Source organism: Limnoglobus sp., from assembly GCF_059499385.1.
In genome coordinates this window covers 24175-41451 of sequence record NZ_JCABYM010000067.1, presented here as the reverse complement: position 1 = coordinate 41451, position 17277 = coordinate 24175, and the positions used below count along the sequence as shown (strand labels likewise).

Sequence of the window (17277 nt, the reverse complement as noted above, 5' to 3'; positions counted from 1 at the left end):
TCACTCCTTCGTCACGAACTCGTCGAGGTTCATTACCGCCCGCGCCACGGCCGTCCACTTCGCCGCGGCGTCGCCCGCCACCTTGTCGTGGAACTTCGTCAGCGCCAGCAACTCCGTCTCGTTCGCCGGCCGCGACAGGCAGCTCCGCACCACGCGGTCGATCTTCTCCCGCGGCGTGCCCTCCGCCTTCGCGAGCGTCTTCCCCATCGCCTCCATCACCTCGACGAGCGCCGGGTCGTTGAGCAGGGTCAGCGCCTGAAGCGACGTGTTCGACACCTCGCGCTTCGCCACGCACGCCTCGCCGCTGGGGCCGTCGAACGTCGCCGCCATCGCGAACGGGGCCGTCCGCTTCGTGTACGTGTACAGGCTGCGGCGGTAGCGGTCCGGGCCGCCGCTCGGCGTCCACTTCGCGCCGCCGTAGGCCGTGTCCTGCACCCCGGCCGGCTGCGGCGGGAACACGCTCGGCCCGCCGACCGCCGGCACGAGCAGCCCGCTCGCCCGCAGCGCCGCGTCGCGGATCAGCTCCGCCTCCAGCCGCACCCGCGGGAACCGGGCGAGCAGCTTGTTGTCCGCGTCCTTCGCCATGTGCTCCGGCAGCACCTTCGACGCCTGTCGGTACGTGTCGCTCGTCACGATCAGCCGGTGCAGTTTCTTCATCGACCAGCCGCCGTCCATGAACTCGACGGCGAGCCAGTCCAGCAACTCCGGGTGCGTGGGCAGGTCGCCCTGGTAGCCGAAGTCATCGACCGTGCGGACCAACCCCTTGCCGAAGAACGCGGCCCACGCCCGGTTGACCGTCACCCGCGCGACCAACGGGTTCTCCCTGGAAACGAGCCACTTCGCGAACGTCAATCGGTCCGGCGTCGCGTTCGGCGGCACGGGATGGAGGACGCTCAGCCCGCCGGGTTGCACTTCGTCCGTCGGTTGCAGGAACTCGCCGCGGTTGTGCAGGAACGTCTTCCGCGGGTGGTCCGCCGGCCGGGGGGCCATCACCAGCGTCCGCGGGCCGTGCGGGATCGACGCCCGCAGCTTCTCGATCGCCTCCCGCTCGGCCTTCAGGTCCGGCGACGTGCGGAGGTACTCGCGGAACAGCGCCCCGGATTGCTCGTTCTTCCGCAGCGCGTCCTCGGCTTCCGCGGACAGGTCGCGGGCGACGACCTTCCCGGCCACCGTCGTCACGCTGACGCGGAACCGGCCGAGACTGGCGGCGTAGTGCCGCTCGAACCGCAGGCTGAGGTGTGCGACCTTCGCGGCGGCCGGCGGCGTCGCGAGGTTGAAGACGGCGTGGCTCGGCTGTCCCTCCCGGCCGCTCGCCCCCCACCCGGTCTGGAGGTTGTCGTCGAACGCCATCTTCGCCGACGACGCCTTGTTGATGAGGCCGAGCTTCGCGTAGCTCTCGCTAGCGTCGGCGAACGCGGCCGGCTTCCCGTCCACTGACAGCCGGATGTCACTGAGGAGGAAGTCGCCCTTCGGCCCCTCGTAGTACGCCCGCCCCGGCCCGCCGGCCGGCAGCGACGCGTGCGGCAGCGCTTCGAGGCGGACCGCGGTGACGTTCGCGGGCCAGTCGGCGAACGTGAGGTCGTACACGTCCGCCTTCGTCGGGTCGCCGAGGGCCAGCAGCGACCCGTCGCCGAGCGGCTTGAGCTTCGTCGGCCCGGCCTCCGTCTTTGTCGGCTCGATCACTTTCCAGTCGATGAGTTGTTCGCGCTCGGCCTTCCGCCACGCGGCGTACTTCGCGTCGTCGGCCAGCTTCGCCATCAACTGCCGCTCGCGGTCGCGAACTTCCTTCAGAGTCGCCGTCTGTTTCGCCCGCAACTCCGGCGTCAGCACCTCGTAGTCCGGCTCCTCGGCGTTGTTGAGGAACGCGAACACCTTGAAGTAGTCGGCGTGCGGGATCGGGTCGAACTTGTGCGTGTGGCACTGGGCGCAGCCTAGCGTCAGGCCGAGCCACGTCGTCGCGGTCGTGCTCACCCGGTCCACGACGGCGTAGTACCGGAACTCCAGCGGGTCGATGCCGCCTTCCTCGTTGAGCATCGTGTTCCGGTGGAACCCGGTCGCGACGACCTGGTCCGGCGTCGCGTTCGGCAGCAGGTCGCCCGCGATCTGATCGACGGAGAATTGGTCGAACGGCTTGTCGTCGTTGAGCGCGCGGATGACCCAGTCGCGGTACGGCCAGACGGTCCGCGGCCGGTCCTTCTCGTACCCGTTGGTGTCGGCGTACCGGGCCAGGTCGAGCCACTTCCGCGCCCAGCGCTCGCCGTAGTGCGGCGACGTGAGCAGTCGGTCCACGAGCTTCTCGTAAGCCTGCGGCGAATCGTCCTTGATGAAGGCATCCACTTCCGCCGGCGTCGGCGGCAGGCCGACGAGGTCGAGCGACACGCGACGGATGAGCGTGTACTTGTCCGCGGCCGGCGAGGGCGTCAGCCCCTCCTTTGCGAGCCGTTCGCGGACGAAGTGGTCGATGGGATTTCTGACCTCTGACTTCTGACCTCTGACCTCTGGCTTCCGCGGCGGGACGAACGCCCAGTGCTGCTGGTACTCCGCGCCGGCGGCGATCCAGTCCTTGAGCGTCTGGATTTGCTTCTCCGTCAGCGGCTTCTTGGCGTGCGGCGGCGGCATGACCGCGTCGTCGTCCTTCGACAGCACGCGGGTCAGCACCTCGCTGTCGCCGGGCTTGCCGAGGGCCGCGGCCGCGCCGTCGCGGGTGTCGAGCCGCAGCTTCGCCTTGCGGGCCTTCGCGTCCGGGCCGTGGCACTTGAAGCAGTGGTTCGCGAGGATCGGCCGCACGTCGCGGGCGAAGTCCGGGGCCGCCGCCGCCAGCGAAGGGAACAGGAGAATGGTGAAGAAGGTTCGCATGGCGTTCCTGTAAACCCGCAGGCGGTCCTGGGACCGCGGGCGTCCCGCCCGCCCGCCGTCACGGCCGCGGGGATCCGCCTTCGGTGGCTGGGGCCGTGGCGGGCGGGACGCCCGCGGTCCCAGGGATTGAAACCACGGTCGTCACACCGGCTCCAACACCTGTAACGTCACGCCCTTCACGTAGTCCTTCACGTCGATCCGGTACTGGGCCATGTGCGGGGCCTTCGAGTGCGCCTGCAGGGCCGCCACGTCCGCCCACTTCTCGACGACCGTGACCACGTCCGCCCGCACCGGCGGCTGGGCGGGCGACCCGCTCGCCACGTCCACGGCCGGGCCGTACTCGATGCACCCGGCCTCCGCGTGGACGAGCGGCACGAGCCGGCGGAACACGCCGAGGAAGGCGTCCCGCGTGCCGGGGTTCAGCTCGATCGTGGCGATGACGTGGATCATGGCGAATTCCCTGTCCGGCGGTTCGTGCCCGATGGTAGATTAGGGACAGCGGAACCGGAAGGAACCGACCATGCCCTTGAACTTCGACGCCCGCGGCCTGCTCCCGCCCGGCGTCCACGACGCGACGCTCGACGAAGTCCGCGACCACTTCGCCCGGTTCCAGCGGAGCGACCGCCGGGTGACGCTGTTCGACAAGCTGAGGGGCTACCTCGCGGAGTTGGCGAAGACCGGCTGGGCGTGCCAGGTCGTCATCGACGGCAGCTTCATCATGCCAGCGGTGGACGAGCCGAACGACATCGACATGATCCTGGTCCTCCCCGCGGACTGGGACATGACCCGCGACCTCCGGCCGTTCGAGTACAATTTGGTAACGAACAACTACACGAAGCGGACGTTCAAGGTCGAAGTTTTTCCCGTGGCGGAAGGGTCGGCCCGGCACCGGCAGTTCCTGGACTTCTTCGCGCAGGTCCGGCGGGAGTGGTGCCAGGAGTTCGGCTGGCCGGAAGGGACCACGAAAGGGTTAGTGAGGATCGTGTCATGATTCAAAACGCGAACGAACTCGCCCTGACGCGGGCGCAACTGCGGCGGGTGGAGGCGGCCCTCGACGACCTCCGGGAGGACGTGAAGCCGAAGAACGAGCGGCTCTACCACGCCATGGCCGAATCGTACATCGACCTCATCCTCGACCTTCGCGCCGACATCGACGCCTACCTCGGCATCACGCCGCGAGCCGTTGCGACCACGCCGTTTCAGCCCGTGCCCGAACCCACCCAGGCCGGCTGACCCATGCCCTCCACCACCGACTACTTCCTCTCGACGCGGCCGGCGTACCCGTGGTCCGAGTACCCGCTCGGCCTGCCGGCCCTCGCCGCCGTCGCCGCGGCCCTCGTCGGCGTCACCCTCTGGACGTACTTCAAGCACCCGGCCGCCACCCGGAAGCGCGTCTTCATCATCCTCGCGCTGCGGCTGACGGCCCTCGCCATCGCGCTGCTCACGGCCGTGCGGCCGAGCGTCGGCGTGCAGGAAGATCCGAAGGTCCCGTCCGTCCTCGTCGTCGGCATCGACCTGTCGGAAAGCATGACCATCAAGGACGAGTTCAACAGCCAGAGCCGCATCGCGGCGGTGCGGAAGATTCTGGAGAAGTGCGAGCCGACGCTGGAGGAGCTGCGGACGGAGCAGAACGTCAACGTCGTGATGTACGCCCTCGGCAAGACCGACTTCAGCGAGGCGACCGGGAAGTACGACGCGAACCTGCCCGCCGATTCCAAACGCTCCGACTACGGCGCGTACCTCAGTCGGACGTTCGAGAAGTGGCAGACGGAGCGGTTCATCCGCGCCCACCTGCTCGTCGGCGACGGGGCGGACAACGGGACGACGTTCGCGGCGCAGACGGAGGCGGCCCGGTGGCGGGCGCTGGCCCCGGTCCACACGTTCGCCGTCGGGTCGAAGACGACGCCGCCGACGGCGAAGGACGTGGCCGTCGTCGCCGTCGCCGCCGACCCGTCGCCGGTGCCCATCAAGAACGACCTCGTCATCAAGGTCGTCGCCAACGCCTTCGGGTTCGCCGGGGCGACCGTGCCCGTCGTCGTGAAGTTCAACGACAAGGAGGTGGCGCTCGAGCGCCACCAACTGACGAAGGACGCGAACAACGAGATCGAGGTGAAGGTGAAGGCCCCGGACACGCCGGGCGAGATTCGGGTGAAGGTCGAAATCCCCATCGACAGCGTGCCCGGCGACGCGAACCCGGCGAACAACTCGGTCGAGACGTACCTGACCGTCACGAAGGAGGGGTTGCGCGTCCTGCTGATCGACCGGCACAGCCACGAGATGACGATGACGAGCGACGTGCTGCGGGCCGAGAAGCGGTTCGACTTCGTCCGCATCCTCCGCGAGGGGGACGACCCCGCGACGCCCGGCGAGCGGGAACTCCTCGACTTCGAGAACCGGGCCTACGACGTGATTATCATCGGCAACATCTCGCGGCGGCAGCTCGAAGCCATCGACCCGAAGCTGCCGGAGAAGATCGCGGAGCAGGTGCGGCGGAAGGGCGTCGGCCTGTTGTTCGGCGCGGGCGACGCGAGCTTCGCCGGCGACCCGAACCGGCCGCTCGACAACGGGTGGCGCGGGTCGGCGCTCGAGGGCCTGATCCCCGTGAGCCTCACGAACTTCCCGCCGCTGCCGAACGCGCTGTATAGGGACACCGACAAGCGGTTCCAGGCCGTGCCGACGACGGAGGGACTGAAGTTCCTCATGAAGGTCGGCGGCGAGCAGAGCGCCGAGGCGTGGAACAAGTTGAACCAACTCGTGCCGGGCGTGCCGACGAGCCGGCTCAACGGGATCGCCCGGTTCGGCGAGCTGCGGCCCGGCGCGGTCGTGTACGCGGTGGCGTCCGACAGCCGCGACCTGGTCCCGGCCGGGATCACGCCGGCGGAGGCGAAGCCGCCGCTGTTGCTCGTCGGGTGGCAGGTCGGCGACGGGAACCGCGGCCGCGTGCTGGCCTGGGGCGGCATGAACACGCGCCTCTGGCGGTCGTTCGGCCGCCGGGCTACGCCGCCGACCCGCGAGGGGTTCGAGATTCACGCCCAGTTCTGGCGGCGGCTCGTGCTGTACCTCGCGCACCAGGAGGAAGACGAGGGCGCGGCGTTCGCCCGGCCGGAGTTCCGCCGCCTTCCCGTGAACGGCAAGCAATCGGTGAAGGTCGGCCTCCGCACGGCGACCGGGGCGGACGCGGCCGACGCGAAGTTCGACGTGCGGGTCGTCGCCCCCGGCCAGAAGCCGGAGGAGGGCCAGCCGGCGCTGGCGGTCCCCGACCCGAAGGACGGCCACAAGGTCGTGTTCGAGCCGAAGCTGCCCGGCGAGTACACGGTGGTGCTGAAGGCCGAGGGCAAGGACGCGGCCGGCAAGGAGCTGAAGGGCGAGGCGACGGCCCGGTTCATTGCGTACCCGGACACGTCCGACGAGATGCTGCGCGCGGCGGCCGACCACGACTACCTGGAGAAGCTCGCCGCGGCCGGCGGCGGCAAGGCGTACCGCCTCGACGACCTGCCGGGCTTCCTGAAGGAGCTGAAGGGGCAGCCGGTGGAGACGGTGAAGCCGAAGCCGCGGTTCCTCCCGGACTGGCGGCGGAACCACTCGCACGGGTTCCTCCCCGGCTGGCTGGTGACGTTCGCCGCCGTGCTCGCCGTCGAGTGGGGCCTGCGAAGGTTGTGGGGGATGGTATAATCCCGGCGGAGGACCGATCATGAACCCGACCGAAGCGCCTGAGGTGGATCACGTCGAGGAGGTGGTGAAGGAGATGCGAGAGCAGCTCCGCGCGACGGGCGAGACGCCGGAACGGGCAAAAGTCCGCTCGGCGGCTTTCGAGCAGGCGCGGAAGGACCACCCGAACATGTGGGCCGCGTGCCGCGAGGTGTGGGACGGCGACCGGCTGACGGAGCCGCTCGTCGTGGCGGCGGCCCCGACCATCGGCGAGATCAGAACGCTGCTCCGACAACTCCCGTCGGAGCAGACGGCGGGCGTTGTCCTCGAATTCCTCGGCCCGAGCCTCCTCATCCCGGTTCACTTCGCGGGCAGGTCGCCCGCATGAAGCATTCGTTTAGCATTCCGGGCCGATACCCCGACTGCCACACCCCGAATGCCGGGCCGACGGTGTTCCCGGTCTTCCGCGTGCCGGTCCTGATTTACGACCGCGATCAACGGGCGTTCGACCCCCAACCAGTCCGGTTCCTCTGGGACACCGGAGCGAGCTTCTGCATGATCGACCGTCGGACGGCGGACGACTTTCACATCCGTATCGACCCGACTCTCGACCGCGTTGACGGGGGCATGGAGGGCTTGGGAGGGCAACAAGAGGCGTGGCTGACCACCATGCGTGTTCAATTTCCGTTGCTGACCGCGACACGACGGTTTTTGCGGTTCGGGTCTTCCAAGCCGGCGAGTCTGGCGTTCGACTTCACGGTGTTGGTCGTGGAATCGCTCGGCGTCCCCCTCCTCGGGGCGAGCGACGTGCTGCGGAACTTCACCGTCACCTGCCGATGGGAAGCCTGCCACTTCCACCTCAACGCCGACCACCTCGGCACGCCGGTATGAAAGAGAAGGTGGCTACAATCGTCGGTCGCAGCACGGCGAGCGGATTGAAAGCCGTTTGGGAACGGATGATGAAAGCAACTCGACTCGAAATCTACTGGCAAAACGAGTTGGTCGGGTTCATGGTTCATCCGTCGGTGGACAACTTCCACTTGTATGGACAGTGGGTGGCGGCCGAGGGCGAAGCGTTGAACGACTTCCAATCCGCGCTGTCCCGTGCGGCTGCCGAAGAACCCGAAACCGTGGTAGGCGTGACGGTCACCCTGGGGAAGGGTTCTCGGTCTCTGACGGGGGAGGCGACCGTCCAAGACGGTGAGATCAACGTCCTCTGTCACCCGCCATGAACCGTTGACTCACAAACGAAAACGCCCGCGGCGGGTTCGCTTCCTGCCCCGCCGCGGGTTCGCACCGGGGGGACTGTCCTGCCCACCGGCTCGACTCAACGTCTTCTCACGCCGCCGTCGCGGACGCGGCCTTCGCGTGCCGCGCCAGCCATTGCAGCGGCTTCGGGTCGCCCTCGTAGGTCGCGTCGAGCGGGTGCCACAGCGCCTGCTTCAGCTTCGCCCGCATCGCCAGTACCTCGAGCTTCTCGACCGTGCCCGGCGCGGCCGTCGTCGGGATCGGCGGCAGCGGGGCGTTCCCGCTGAAGTTCCCTTCCCCCCGGCGGGCGTACTTGCTGGTGCTGGGGAACTGGTCCTTCACCCCCGGCGTGTAGTAGCAGCTCCAGCACAGCCCGCGCGGCCGGTTGACCTTCGCGCGGCCGCAGTTCCGACACGCCTTGTCCGTCGCAACCAGTTTCGTGCAGTTCATGGGATCACCGGGAAGAAGGGGTCTGGGGTATAGGGTCTGGGGTCTGGTCGGGCTTGGTTTTTACTGCCAACTAACAACCGACAACTACCAACTACTTCACGCCGCCGCGTGCTTGCCGCTGGCCGCGGCCGCGTTCGGCTGGGCGGCCGGCAGGTCCACCGGGACGCGGTCGGCGAGGGCGAGTTCGACTTCCGCGAGCAGTTCCCGCCGCATCTCGTCGCGGGGGGTGTCGTCGAACCAGTTGAGGAACCACCGGCAGGCGGCCGGCTCGCCGAGGCGGTTGTCGGCCTCGTAGCAGCACTTGGCGAAGAACTCCTCGACCTCGCCGACGGTGGCGAGGTGTTCGCCGAACCACCCGCAGAAGCCGAGGGCGCAGGCCCCTTCGCACGGCCAGTCCTGGACGCACATGAGCGGCGGCGGCGTGGTGGTGGACCCTTGTGTGAGTCGGGCGTCGTCGCCGCGGAGGGCGTCGCGGAGGGCCGTGAGGCCGGTGGTCGGGAGGACGGGCGTGAAGCCTTCGCGCCACACTTTTCGCCAGCTTTCCATGATCGCCTCCTGTTATCGTTGGCAGCTCCCGCGGTCGGCCCGGCGGCGGGTTCGTCGCCGTGTTCGGCCTCGCGTCGGCTGAGAACTCCTCATTGGTGTCGTCTGATGTAACTATACCTGTGTTCAGTATTCACTGCAACGAGGAAAGGGCAGAAAATGCGATTTTTGACCCGATTTTTGGTCTCGAAAAGGGCTGACGAGGGGATAAGTAGACATTTCTAGACAGGTAGCGACGGCACAGCGCTACGTTTGTACACGGCCGGGTTATGGAGCAGTTGGGGAGTTTGGGACCAGCCTTGTTTGGGAAGCAGGAAGGCGTTCAAATAGGAGAGAAGGCAATTTGGAATCGGGGTTGTTCCGATGAAGTCCCGACTCAAAATCGTCCACTGCTTGATCGTGTTCTGCTTGTTCGTCCTCTTCGCAACCGGCGTGCTGCCCTTCCCGATGACGGGCGAGTTTGCCCAAAGGCATCGCAACGAGACCGTACACCGGCTGATAATCAACAGAGACTACGATTTGATAGAAGATGCCGTTCGGTCGGACCCCGACTGCCTGAACCGACTGAATCGCAACGGGCTAAGCCCGCTGCACTTTTCGCTCGACCGCAAAGACTTCCAAGCCGCGTACAAGATCGTGGCAATCGCCAAGGCGCATCCCGTCGACCTGAACTTACGGGCCGTTCGTCCCGGCGATAAGTTGGACGGCTACACGGCGTTGCACTTCGCCAGTTCGATTTGTCACAAGAACTTAATAAAGGAACTCATTGCGCTCGGCGCGAGTAAAGATGTGGTTGACGCGAATGGCCTGACCCCGGCCGACCTTCTGAAGAAGTCCGGTTGCCAGTAACTCCGAGCCTCAGCCGCATGTGATTTACGCTGCCGGAAACTTAATGATCTAGGGTTCGTCTTCCGCCGCTTTGCCGTTTCCGTTGAACCCGACCTCAATATCGTCGCGAACATCTCGTGGACCCAAGAGGGTTGCGTGGGCCAGCGTCATTTAGCGGTGGGCTTGCCCACCGTGCGGGTTCGAGTCCGCGAGAACCCGCACCACCTGCCCGCGCCGGGGACCCTCCTCCCACCACAACCATCTTCCCGCGAGCGTGTTCGCCTTCCTCCCGCGGGGAACGGCCCTCCCACCGCGGACAGTTCCCCGCGGGAGGCTCCGTGGGGCGGCCTCGAAGACTCGCCCCGCACGGTGGGCAGAGCCACACCGCTAAATGACGCTTGGCCCCGCAACTCGTGTCGAGTACCATCGGGGCCATCCACAGCCTGAAACTCTTCGGAGCATCGGTCAGACGAGACCGGTTGAAGCCTCCGATCGCGATTCTGTCACACCCCGGCGACTCGCGATCAAGTCCCTTCACCCGGCCGGGCGACCGACCATGACGATGGCGACCAAAGGCGAACTCGAATGGGAACGGAGGCAGTGCCACGCCATGGCCCTCGAAGCACTCGCGGCCGAGCGGGAGGGCGCGTACCACCAGGCCATCGACGTCGCGCTGCGGAGCCTGCCGCACATCGACGGGGCGACGCAGTTCGAGCGGAAGTTCATGAAGATGGAGAACCCGCCGCTGCCGACGCTAGGGATCGTCTTCCGGTACGCCCCGCCGCTGTTCCGGCAGGACGCCCTCGACCGCGTGGACGTGTTCCTCGCGGAACGCCGCGGCGTCGAGAAGCGGTCCGGGCAGGACCTGAAGGCCCAGCTCGCGGAGGCCCGGCAGCTCCTGGACACCGCCTACCGGCTCTGGCAACAGGTCCGCGGCGGGACGCCGATCCTCGAAAGCCGCGAGCCGTTGAAATCGGACCGGGTGTACGCCATCGAGCAGGTCTGGGAGCGGTCCGGGCTGATCGAACGGATCCCGCCCGGCTCGCCGAAGAAGTGGGCGTTCCGGACGCAGTTCAACGCGCCCGTGCGGGCGAAGTGCAACCGGTGCGGCCACCCACGGACCGCGCCGAAGGTGGCGTTCCTCGAAGAAAGCCGCTGCCCGAAGTGCGGCGGCATGGCGGCGTTCGTGATCCTCGGCCCGGCTTCGAAGGTGACCCCGTGACCGGCCCCATCCTCCTCGCGATCCTCGGCTTCGGGTGCGGGGCCACGCTCTTTTACTTCCTGCTCGAACCCCGCCGCGTGCGGCTCGAAGCCCTCGACCGGCGGCTGAAGCGGCTCGACCGCGACTTGCGGCAAGAGCAGGAGGACTTGGAAGACCGGTCCGGCCGCCTCCGGCGGGAACGGGCGGCGCACGAGGAGGATCGGGTTCAATTCCTAGCCCAACGGGCCGAGTTCAGCCAGCGGGTCATCACGTACAACGAGTTGCTTCAAGAGAACGCGATCCTCAAGACCGACCTGCGGAACGCGGCCACCATCACGTCGAAGCAGGACTACGAGCACCAGCTGCTCGTCCAGCGGCAAGACAAGATCGACCGGATGGCGAACGACATCGGGCAGCGCTACCTGAAGGAAACGCTGAACTGGGTTAGCCGGTCGCTCACGCAGAGCAACTATTCCAGCAACAAGACGCGGCTGCAGGACGCGATCAACCGGTGCCGGGCCGTCGGCGTGACGGTCACCAAGCAGCAGGAGAAGGAGTACCTCGACCAACTCCAGCGGGAGTACGAGTTGGCCGTGCGGGCCGCGCTCGAGCGGGAGGAGCAGGCCCGCATCAAGGCTCAGATTCGCGAGGAGCAGCAGCGGGAGCGGGAGATTCAGCGGGCGCTCGAACAGGCCGACCGGGAGAAGAAGCTGATCGAGGCGGCCCTGGACCGGGCGCTCCGGGACGCGGCGGGCAAGCACTCCGAGGAAATCTCCCGGTTGCAGGAGCAGCTGGCGGAGGCCGAGGCGAAGTCGCAGCGGACGATCTCGCAGGCGCAGCTCACGAAGGCCGGGAACGTCTACGTCATCTCGAACATCGGGTCGTTCGGCGAGGGCGTCTTCAAGATCGGCATGACCCGCCGGCTGGAGCCGATGGAACGAGTCCACGAGTTGGGCGATGCGTCCGTGCCGTTCCCGTTCGACGTTCACCTGATGATCGCCACGGACAACGCCCCGGAACTGGAAAAGGCCCTGCACAAGGCGTTCTTCCGGCGGCAGGTCAACAAGGTGAACCCGCGGAAGGAGTTCTTCCGCGTCTCGCTGGACGAGATCGTCCGCGTCGTGAAGCAGCACCACGGCGAGGTGACGTATCAAGCGGACGCCGCCGCGTTGCAATACCGCGAGAGCCTGACGATCAACCTGGAGGATCAGGAGTTCGTTGAAGAAGCGTTCGAGAAGGCCGCGGCCAAGTCGCCGGTCGGCACACTGGACGAGGATTCGTAACGGCGGGCAAGCCCGCGGTCATAAAAGTGGACAAATCTTGCATTCTACCCGTCGCGTCAACTCCAGGTGGCGTTTCCGCCACGGGGGGCCACCCGTGGCGGTGGCGGCGGTGGCGGTCTCGACCCGTCCTAGCGGTTTTCGCGGCCCTACGCCAGCACCGCCTCGATCGCCTCCGTGCCGGGGTCCACCAGCGGGACCGGCCGCGCGCCGACGTAGTAGTTCTTCTCCGGGTTGATCCCCAGGGCGCGGTAGATCGTCGCGAACAGCGTCGCCGCCGTCGCCTCCTCCGCCACCACCTTGTTCCCCTTGTCGTCCGTCTTGCCGTACACCGACCCGCCCTTGATCCCGCAGCCGGTGATCGTCGTACTCCAGGCGCTCGCGAAGTGGTCGCGGCCCAGGCTGCTGTTGATCTGCGGCGTCCGGCCAAACTCCGAGAGCGTCACGATCATCACGTCGTCGAGCAACCCGCGGTCCTTCAGGTCGTCGATCAGCGTCGCCATGACGTGGTCCAGCTCCGGGACCATCTCCTGGTGCGTCTCGAAGTTCTGGCCGTGGCTGTCCCACCACGCCCGGCCGACCCGCACGAACGGGACGCCGGCCTCCACCAGCCGGCGGGCGATCAGCGTCTGCTGGCCGAACTGCGTCGGGCCGTAGCGGTCGCGGACCTTCTGCGGCTCCTTCGAGATGTCGAACAGCGTCTCGCTCGCCATGATGCCGCGGACCCGCTCGTAGGCCTCGTTGTGGCTGCCCATCACCTCGGACTGCCGGCCCTTGGCGAACTGCTTGCCGAGCAGGTCGCGGAGGTCGCCGCGGGTCTTGTGGTCGAGGTCCGAGATGCCGTCGAGCTTGCGGATGAAGTCCGGCGTGTTGTTCGTCGTCAGCTCCATCGGCGCGAACCGCGCGCCCAGGAACCCGGCGTCGCCGGGGGCCATGTTGCGGCCCTCGGTCTGCGTGTAGAAGGTGACGTAGTCGGGGACCTTGCTGTCCGCCCGGCCCATCTCGCGGGCGACGACCGCGCCGAGGTCGGGGTACCGCAGCCCGGCCTCGTTGCGGCGGCCGCGCATCATCGTGACGGCGGCGCTGCCGTGGTCGCCGTTCTTCGTGTCGAGGCCGCGGAGGACGCAGACGTGCTTCATCCGCTTCGCCATCTGCGGCATCAGCTCCGAGACGTGGACGCCGGGCACGTCGGTCGGGATCGCGCGGAACGGCCCGCCGGTGGCCGCGCCGGGCTTCGGGTCCCACGTTTCGAGCTGGCTCGCGCCGCCGGCGAGCCAGAGCATGATGACCCGCTTCTGGGACTTCTTGAGGTCGGCGGCGAGGGCCGGCGTGCCGAGTACGTCGAGGCCGGTCATGTCGGCGAACGCAGTCGCGGTGAACGCGGCGGTCGCCCCGAGGAAGGCCCGGCGGCCGACGGAGTGTTCCGACGGATTGCAGCGCTGACGAGACATCACAAACCTCCGAATGTTCGACGCCGGACCTATCGTCTATCGACCGCGGTTTCTTTGCCCCGAAGGGGTGAAACATGTCAGCCCAGGGCAACGCCCTGGGTAAGACCGCCACCCCCAAGCATGAAGCCCTGAAAGGGCGGCAGAATGTTTCGCCCTTTCAGGGCTTGATCCTGCACGCGGCCAACCCAGGGCGTTGCCCTGGGCTGACATGTTGCGGCCTTCCAGGCCGAAAACCCGTCGTGCGTGACGGGTTGGCGTTTCTCAGTGGTTGAACCGGAACTCCGGGCACGTCACCAGCGCCCACAACACTTGCCGATGGGCGTCGGCGAGCCGGTCCTTCCGATCGTCCACGTAGGCGGTCAGCGCCTGAACCTCGGCGTCGGTCGCCGGGCGGGCCATCGTCGTTCGCACCAGTTGCGTCACGGCGTCGGCCGGCGTCTTCGCCGCCTTCGCCGCGGCGAGGAGGCTGCCGCCGCCGTCGGTCAGGAACTCCTTCATCACCCGGTCGCCGTTGCTGAACAGAAGCGCCTCGCCGACGCCGATCTGAAAGTTGTCCGTCGGCTGCGCGATGAGCGACGCGAGACTCCGGCCCGCTTGTTCCGCCTGCTCGATCCGCTTCTCGAACTCGTCCGGCTTGAGGTTGTCGTAGCCCTTCGGGTCGGTCGTCGCGATCTTGAGGGAGGTCGCGAGTTGCTGCGGCGTGAGCGGCCGGAGCTTCGCGACGGCGAAGAATTTGTCCTCCGGCCGCGACTCGCTCGCGTACCGGCCGTCGCGGGAGTACGTGTCGCTCATCACGATGCCGCGGACGAGGCGGCGGATGTCGTACTTGCTCGCGGCCGTGTCGCGGGCCAGCCACGTCAGCAACTCCGGGTGCGACGGCGGGTTCTCGCTGTGCATCTGGTCGAGCGGGTTGACGAGGCCCGTGCCGAGGAACCGGTGCCACAGCCGGTTGACCAGCGACCGGGCGAAGAACTCCGCCTCCTTCGGCCGGAGCGCGACCTCGACCAGCTTCTCCCGCGCGCTGAACTTCGGCCGCGGCGGCGGGGCCTTCGCCTCGCCCTTGTTCTTCCCGCCGCCGTCCTTCTTCTGTTCTTCCTTCGACAGCTCGCGGAGCGTGTCCGTCTCGACGACCGCGCCGGTGAGGAACATGAGCTTCGCGGCCCGCTCCGGCCCCTTCGTCGGCTTGAACTTCACGAGGCCCGCCTCGCGTTCGGCGAGGTTGCCGCCGGCGTCGTAGGTGCGGGCTAGGAACGACTTCATGCCGTAGAAGTGGTCCTGCTTCCAGTCCTTCACGAGCGGGTGGTCGTGGCACTGGGCGCAGCTGACGTTCACGCCGAAGAACGCGACGCTCACGTCGTTCGTCATCTTGTCCGCGTCCTGGACGCGGGCGCGGAGGAACTCGCCGGCGGCCTTCGTCTTCTCGTTGTCGCCCGGCAGCATCAGCTCGCGGAAGATTTGGTCCCACGGCTTCTTGTCCTTCATCGCCTGCGTCAGGTAGTCGCGGACGGACCCGGACCGGCCGCGGCCGGGGTCGGCGTTGAGCATCGCGTCGAAGAGGACCGCCTGGTAGCGGTCGAACGCCGGGGACGCCATGAGCCGGTCCACGAGTTTCGCCCGCTTGTCGGCGGCGGTCGCTTTCAGGTAGGCGTCCGTCTCGCCGACGGTCGGGATGCGGCCGACGAGGTCGAGCGTCAGCCGGCGGATCAGCGTGGCGTCGTCGGCCTGGGCCGCGGGGGTCAGTTTCTCGGCGGCGAGCTTCGCGTCGATGTGGCGGTCGATGACCGATTCGATCGGCGGGTCGGCGCGGCCGACGGCGGCGAGAACGAGGACGACGGCGGCGGACCAGGCGGGACGGAGCAACCGCATCGGCTGGCTCCAAGTGGGGTGGGAAGCGTCGGAGACGATCATCGGCGGGGTGGGCAGTTCTAGGGTAACATTTTTCGGCCGCGACGCCAGAGGAATCGGAGCCAACAAACCCTGCCCTGAAAGGGCGGGCCGATTACCGCTCCGCGGGAAGCCCGGTGAACCGGGCTGAAAACCCCGCGGCGATTCGTGTGTAAGCCGCTTCACTGTACAATTCCAACGTCCCCTCCCAGTCTACATCTCGCGAGGCGCGGTCGCATGGCCCTGAGCGTGTTCGACCTGTTCAAGATCGGCGTCGGGCCGTCCAGCTCGCACACCGTCGGGCCGATGTGGGCCGCCGTCCGGTTCGCCCGGTCGCTCCGCGACCTTCTCGACCGCGTGCGGCGGGTGCGGGCCGACCTGTACGGGTCGCTCGCCCTCACCGGCCGCGGCCACGCCACCGACACGGCCGTCCTCCTCGGCCTCTCCGGCGAGCAGCCGGACACGGTTGACCCCGAAGCCGTCGGGCCGCTCGTCGAAGCCGCACGGACCAAGCACACGCTCCGGTTGGCCGGGACGCGCGACATCCCGTTCCACGAGGCGGACGACCTGGTGTTCCACATGGACGAGTCGCTGCCGCGGCACCCGAACGGGATGCGGCTGACGGCGTTCGACGCGGACGGGAACGAGCTGGCGGCCGACACGTTCTACTCCGTCGGCGGCGGGTTCGTCGTGAACGAGGCGGAAGCGAGCGCGGGGCAGGCCGGTGGGAACGCCCCGCCCAACCCCGTGCCGTTCGAGTTCGCTTCCGCCGCGGAGTTGCTGGACATCGGCAAGAGGACGGGGCTGTCGATCGCCGACATCGTGCGGAAGAACGAGACGGCCTGGCGGTCGCCGGTCGAGACGGACGCCGGGCTGGACCGCATCTGGGCTGTGATGGAGCGGTGCATCGACCGCGGCTGCCGAACGGACGGCATCCTGCCCGGCGGGTTGAACGTCCGCCGCCGGGCGGGGCAACTGTTCCGCAACCTGAACGGCCGGCCCGCGACCTCCGACCCGCTGGCGGCGCTCGACTGGGTGAGCCTGTTCGCGCTCGCCGTCAACGAGGAGAACGCGGCCGGCGGGCGGGTCGTGACGGCCCCGACGAACGGCGCGGCCGGCGTCATCCCGGCGGTCCTCGCGTACTACCGGCGGTTCCTCAACGGCACGCCGGACGGGACCCGTGACTTCCTTCTCACCGCCGCGGCCGTCGGCGCGCTCTACAAGCGGAACGCCTCGCTCTCCGCGGCCGAGATGGGCTGCCAGGGCGAGGTCGGCGTCGCGTGCAGCATGGCCGCGGCGGGGCTGGCGGCCGTGATGGGCGGGACGAACGCACAGGTCGAGAACGCGGCCGAGATCGGCATGGAGCACAACCTCGGGCTGACGTGCGACCCGATCGGCGGGCTGGTGCAGGTCCCGTGCATCGAGCGGAACACGATGGGGGCGGCGAAGGCGATCAACGCCGCCCGCCTGGCCGTGCTGCACGGCGACGGCACGCACCGCGTCCCGCTCGACCGCGTCATCGAGACGATGCGGCAGACCGGTCTGGACATGCAGGACAAGTACAAGGAAACGTCGAAGGGCGGGCTGGCCTTGAACATGGTGAACTGCTGAGCCGGCCCGTTGGGTGGCTGCGGCGGTTGACCAACATCGGAATGATTCCGGACCCCGGCAAAATGATTCCGGACGGCGCGCGTCGGCACAAGATACTACAGGCAATTCGGTTGCGTCATTCACAAAAATGATTCCGATGTTTTGCAATGATTCCGGCGTGGGGTGGGGGGGAGTTCCGAGGAATCATTTTTCCGCGGCGGGCGCCTCGCGGGTGGGATTGCCCTCATTATCATTTCTCGCTATCTTCCGCCGCCGGTTTCGCCAATTGATCCGACCG

16 protein-coding genes are annotated in these 17277 nt (G+C 67.8%); 10 read left to right on the top strand and 6 right to left on the bottom strand.

The annotated features are described in order from the left end of the window. On the bottom strand, positions 1-2856 hold the full coding sequence (locus tag AC5JJ2_RS12555) for a PSD1 and planctomycete cytochrome C domain-containing protein (RefSeq protein ID WP_495858333.1): 2856 nt from the start codon (positions 2854-2856) through the stop codon (positions 1-3). Positions 2857-2997: 141 nt separating this feature from the next. Then, the gene (locus tag AC5JJ2_RS12550) at positions 2998-3306 is read right to left on the bottom strand and encodes a putative quinol monooxygenase (protein ID WP_495858332.1); all 309 of its coding nucleotides are present in this window, start codon (positions 3304-3306) and stop codon (positions 2998-3000) included. A gap of 70 nt (positions 3307-3376) precedes the next feature. On the opposite strand from AC5JJ2_RS12550, the gene AC5JJ2_RS12545 reads away from it, so the two are divergent. The 6 genes from AC5JJ2_RS12545 to AC5JJ2_RS12520 are packed head-to-tail and all read left to right on the top strand — an operon-like array spanning position 3377 to position 7736. After that, positions 3377-3847 (top strand): DUF6932 family protein, encoded by a 471-nt coding sequence (locus AC5JJ2_RS12545; protein ID WP_495858331.1) that lies wholly within the window; start codon positions 3377-3379, stop codon positions 3845-3847. Then, positions 3844-4089 carry a hypothetical protein gene (locus tag AC5JJ2_RS12540; protein ID WP_495858330.1) on the top strand — a complete coding sequence of 82 codons (246 nt, stop codon included), beginning with the start codon at positions 3844-3846 and terminating at the stop codon, positions 4087-4089. The genes AC5JJ2_RS12545 and AC5JJ2_RS12540 overlap by 4 nt, the downstream gene beginning before the upstream one ends. Before the next feature lie 3 nt (positions 4090-4092). Next, a complete protein-coding gene (locus AC5JJ2_RS12535) occupies positions 4093-6528 on the top strand; it encodes a hypothetical protein (protein ID WP_495858329.1) in 2436 nt (811 codons plus the stop codon). Positions 6529-6547: 19 nt separating this feature from the next. Continuing rightward, complete coding sequence (locus tag AC5JJ2_RS12530; RefSeq protein ID WP_495858328.1) at positions 6548-6892, top strand: hypothetical protein; 345 nt, start codon at positions 6548-6550, stop codon at positions 6890-6892. Continuing rightward, positions 6889-7395 (top strand): aspartyl protease family protein, encoded by a 507-nt coding sequence (locus AC5JJ2_RS12525; RefSeq protein ID WP_495858327.1) that lies wholly within the window; start codon positions 6889-6891, stop codon positions 7393-7395. Before AC5JJ2_RS12530 ends, AC5JJ2_RS12525 begins: the two co-directional genes overlap by 4 nt. After that, positions 7392-7736: a hypothetical protein gene (locus tag AC5JJ2_RS12520; RefSeq protein WP_495858326.1), complete on the top strand. Its 345-nt coding sequence runs from the start codon at positions 7392-7394 to the stop codon at positions 7734-7736. Before AC5JJ2_RS12525 ends, AC5JJ2_RS12520 begins: the two co-directional genes overlap by 4 nt. A gap of 106 nt (positions 7737-7842) precedes the next feature. Here AC5JJ2_RS12520 and AC5JJ2_RS12515 read toward each other — a convergent pair whose 3' ends face one another. Both AC5JJ2_RS12515 and AC5JJ2_RS12510 read right to left on the bottom strand, forming a co-directional pair. Then, on the bottom strand, positions 7843-8202 hold the full coding sequence (locus AC5JJ2_RS12515) for a hypothetical protein (RefSeq protein ID WP_495858325.1): 360 nt from the start codon (positions 8200-8202) through the stop codon (positions 7843-7845). A 96-nt stretch (positions 8203-8298) separates the two neighbouring features. Then, positions 8299-8748, bottom strand: coding sequence for a hypothetical protein (locus tag AC5JJ2_RS12510; protein WP_495858324.1), 450 nt, complete (start codon positions 8746-8748; stop codon positions 8299-8301). A 360-nt stretch (positions 8749-9108) separates the two neighbouring features. Between AC5JJ2_RS12510 and AC5JJ2_RS12505 the strand changes: the two genes are divergently transcribed. From AC5JJ2_RS12505 to AC5JJ2_RS12495, 3 genes are all read left to right on the top strand, one after another. Beyond that, entirely contained in the window at positions 9109-9594 is a 486-nt protein-coding gene (locus tag AC5JJ2_RS12505) for an ankyrin repeat domain-containing protein (protein WP_495858323.1), read from the top strand. A gap of 589 nt (positions 9595-10183) precedes the next feature. Continuing rightward, positions 10184-10795, top strand: coding sequence for a hypothetical protein (locus tag AC5JJ2_RS12500; protein WP_495858322.1), 612 nt, complete (start codon positions 10184-10186; stop codon positions 10793-10795). Further along, positions 10792-12057: a GIY-YIG nuclease family protein gene (locus tag AC5JJ2_RS12495; protein WP_495858321.1), complete on the top strand. Its 1266-nt coding sequence runs from the start codon at positions 10792-10794 to the stop codon at positions 12055-12057. The genes AC5JJ2_RS12500 and AC5JJ2_RS12495 overlap by 4 nt, the downstream gene beginning before the upstream one ends. A gap of 146 nt (positions 12058-12203) precedes the next feature. On the opposite strand, the gene AC5JJ2_RS12490 is transcribed toward AC5JJ2_RS12495, so the two are convergent. Further along, the gene (locus tag AC5JJ2_RS12490) at positions 12204-13505 is read right to left on the bottom strand and encodes a DUF1501 domain-containing protein (protein ID WP_495858320.1); all 1302 of its coding nucleotides are present in this window, start codon (positions 13503-13505) and stop codon (positions 12204-12206) included. Between the two features lie 261 nt (positions 13506-13766). Further along, complete coding sequence (locus tag AC5JJ2_RS12485; protein ID WP_495858319.1) at positions 13767-15371, bottom strand: DUF1549 domain-containing protein; 1605 nt, start codon at positions 15369-15371, stop codon at positions 13767-13769. A gap of 255 nt (positions 15372-15626) precedes the next feature. On the opposite strand from AC5JJ2_RS12485, the gene AC5JJ2_RS12480 reads away from it, so the two are divergent. Further along, entirely contained in the window at positions 15627-17000 is a 1374-nt protein-coding gene (locus AC5JJ2_RS12480) for an L-serine ammonia-lyase (protein WP_495858318.1), read from the top strand. The last annotated feature ends 277 nt before the right edge of the window (positions 17001-17277 follow it).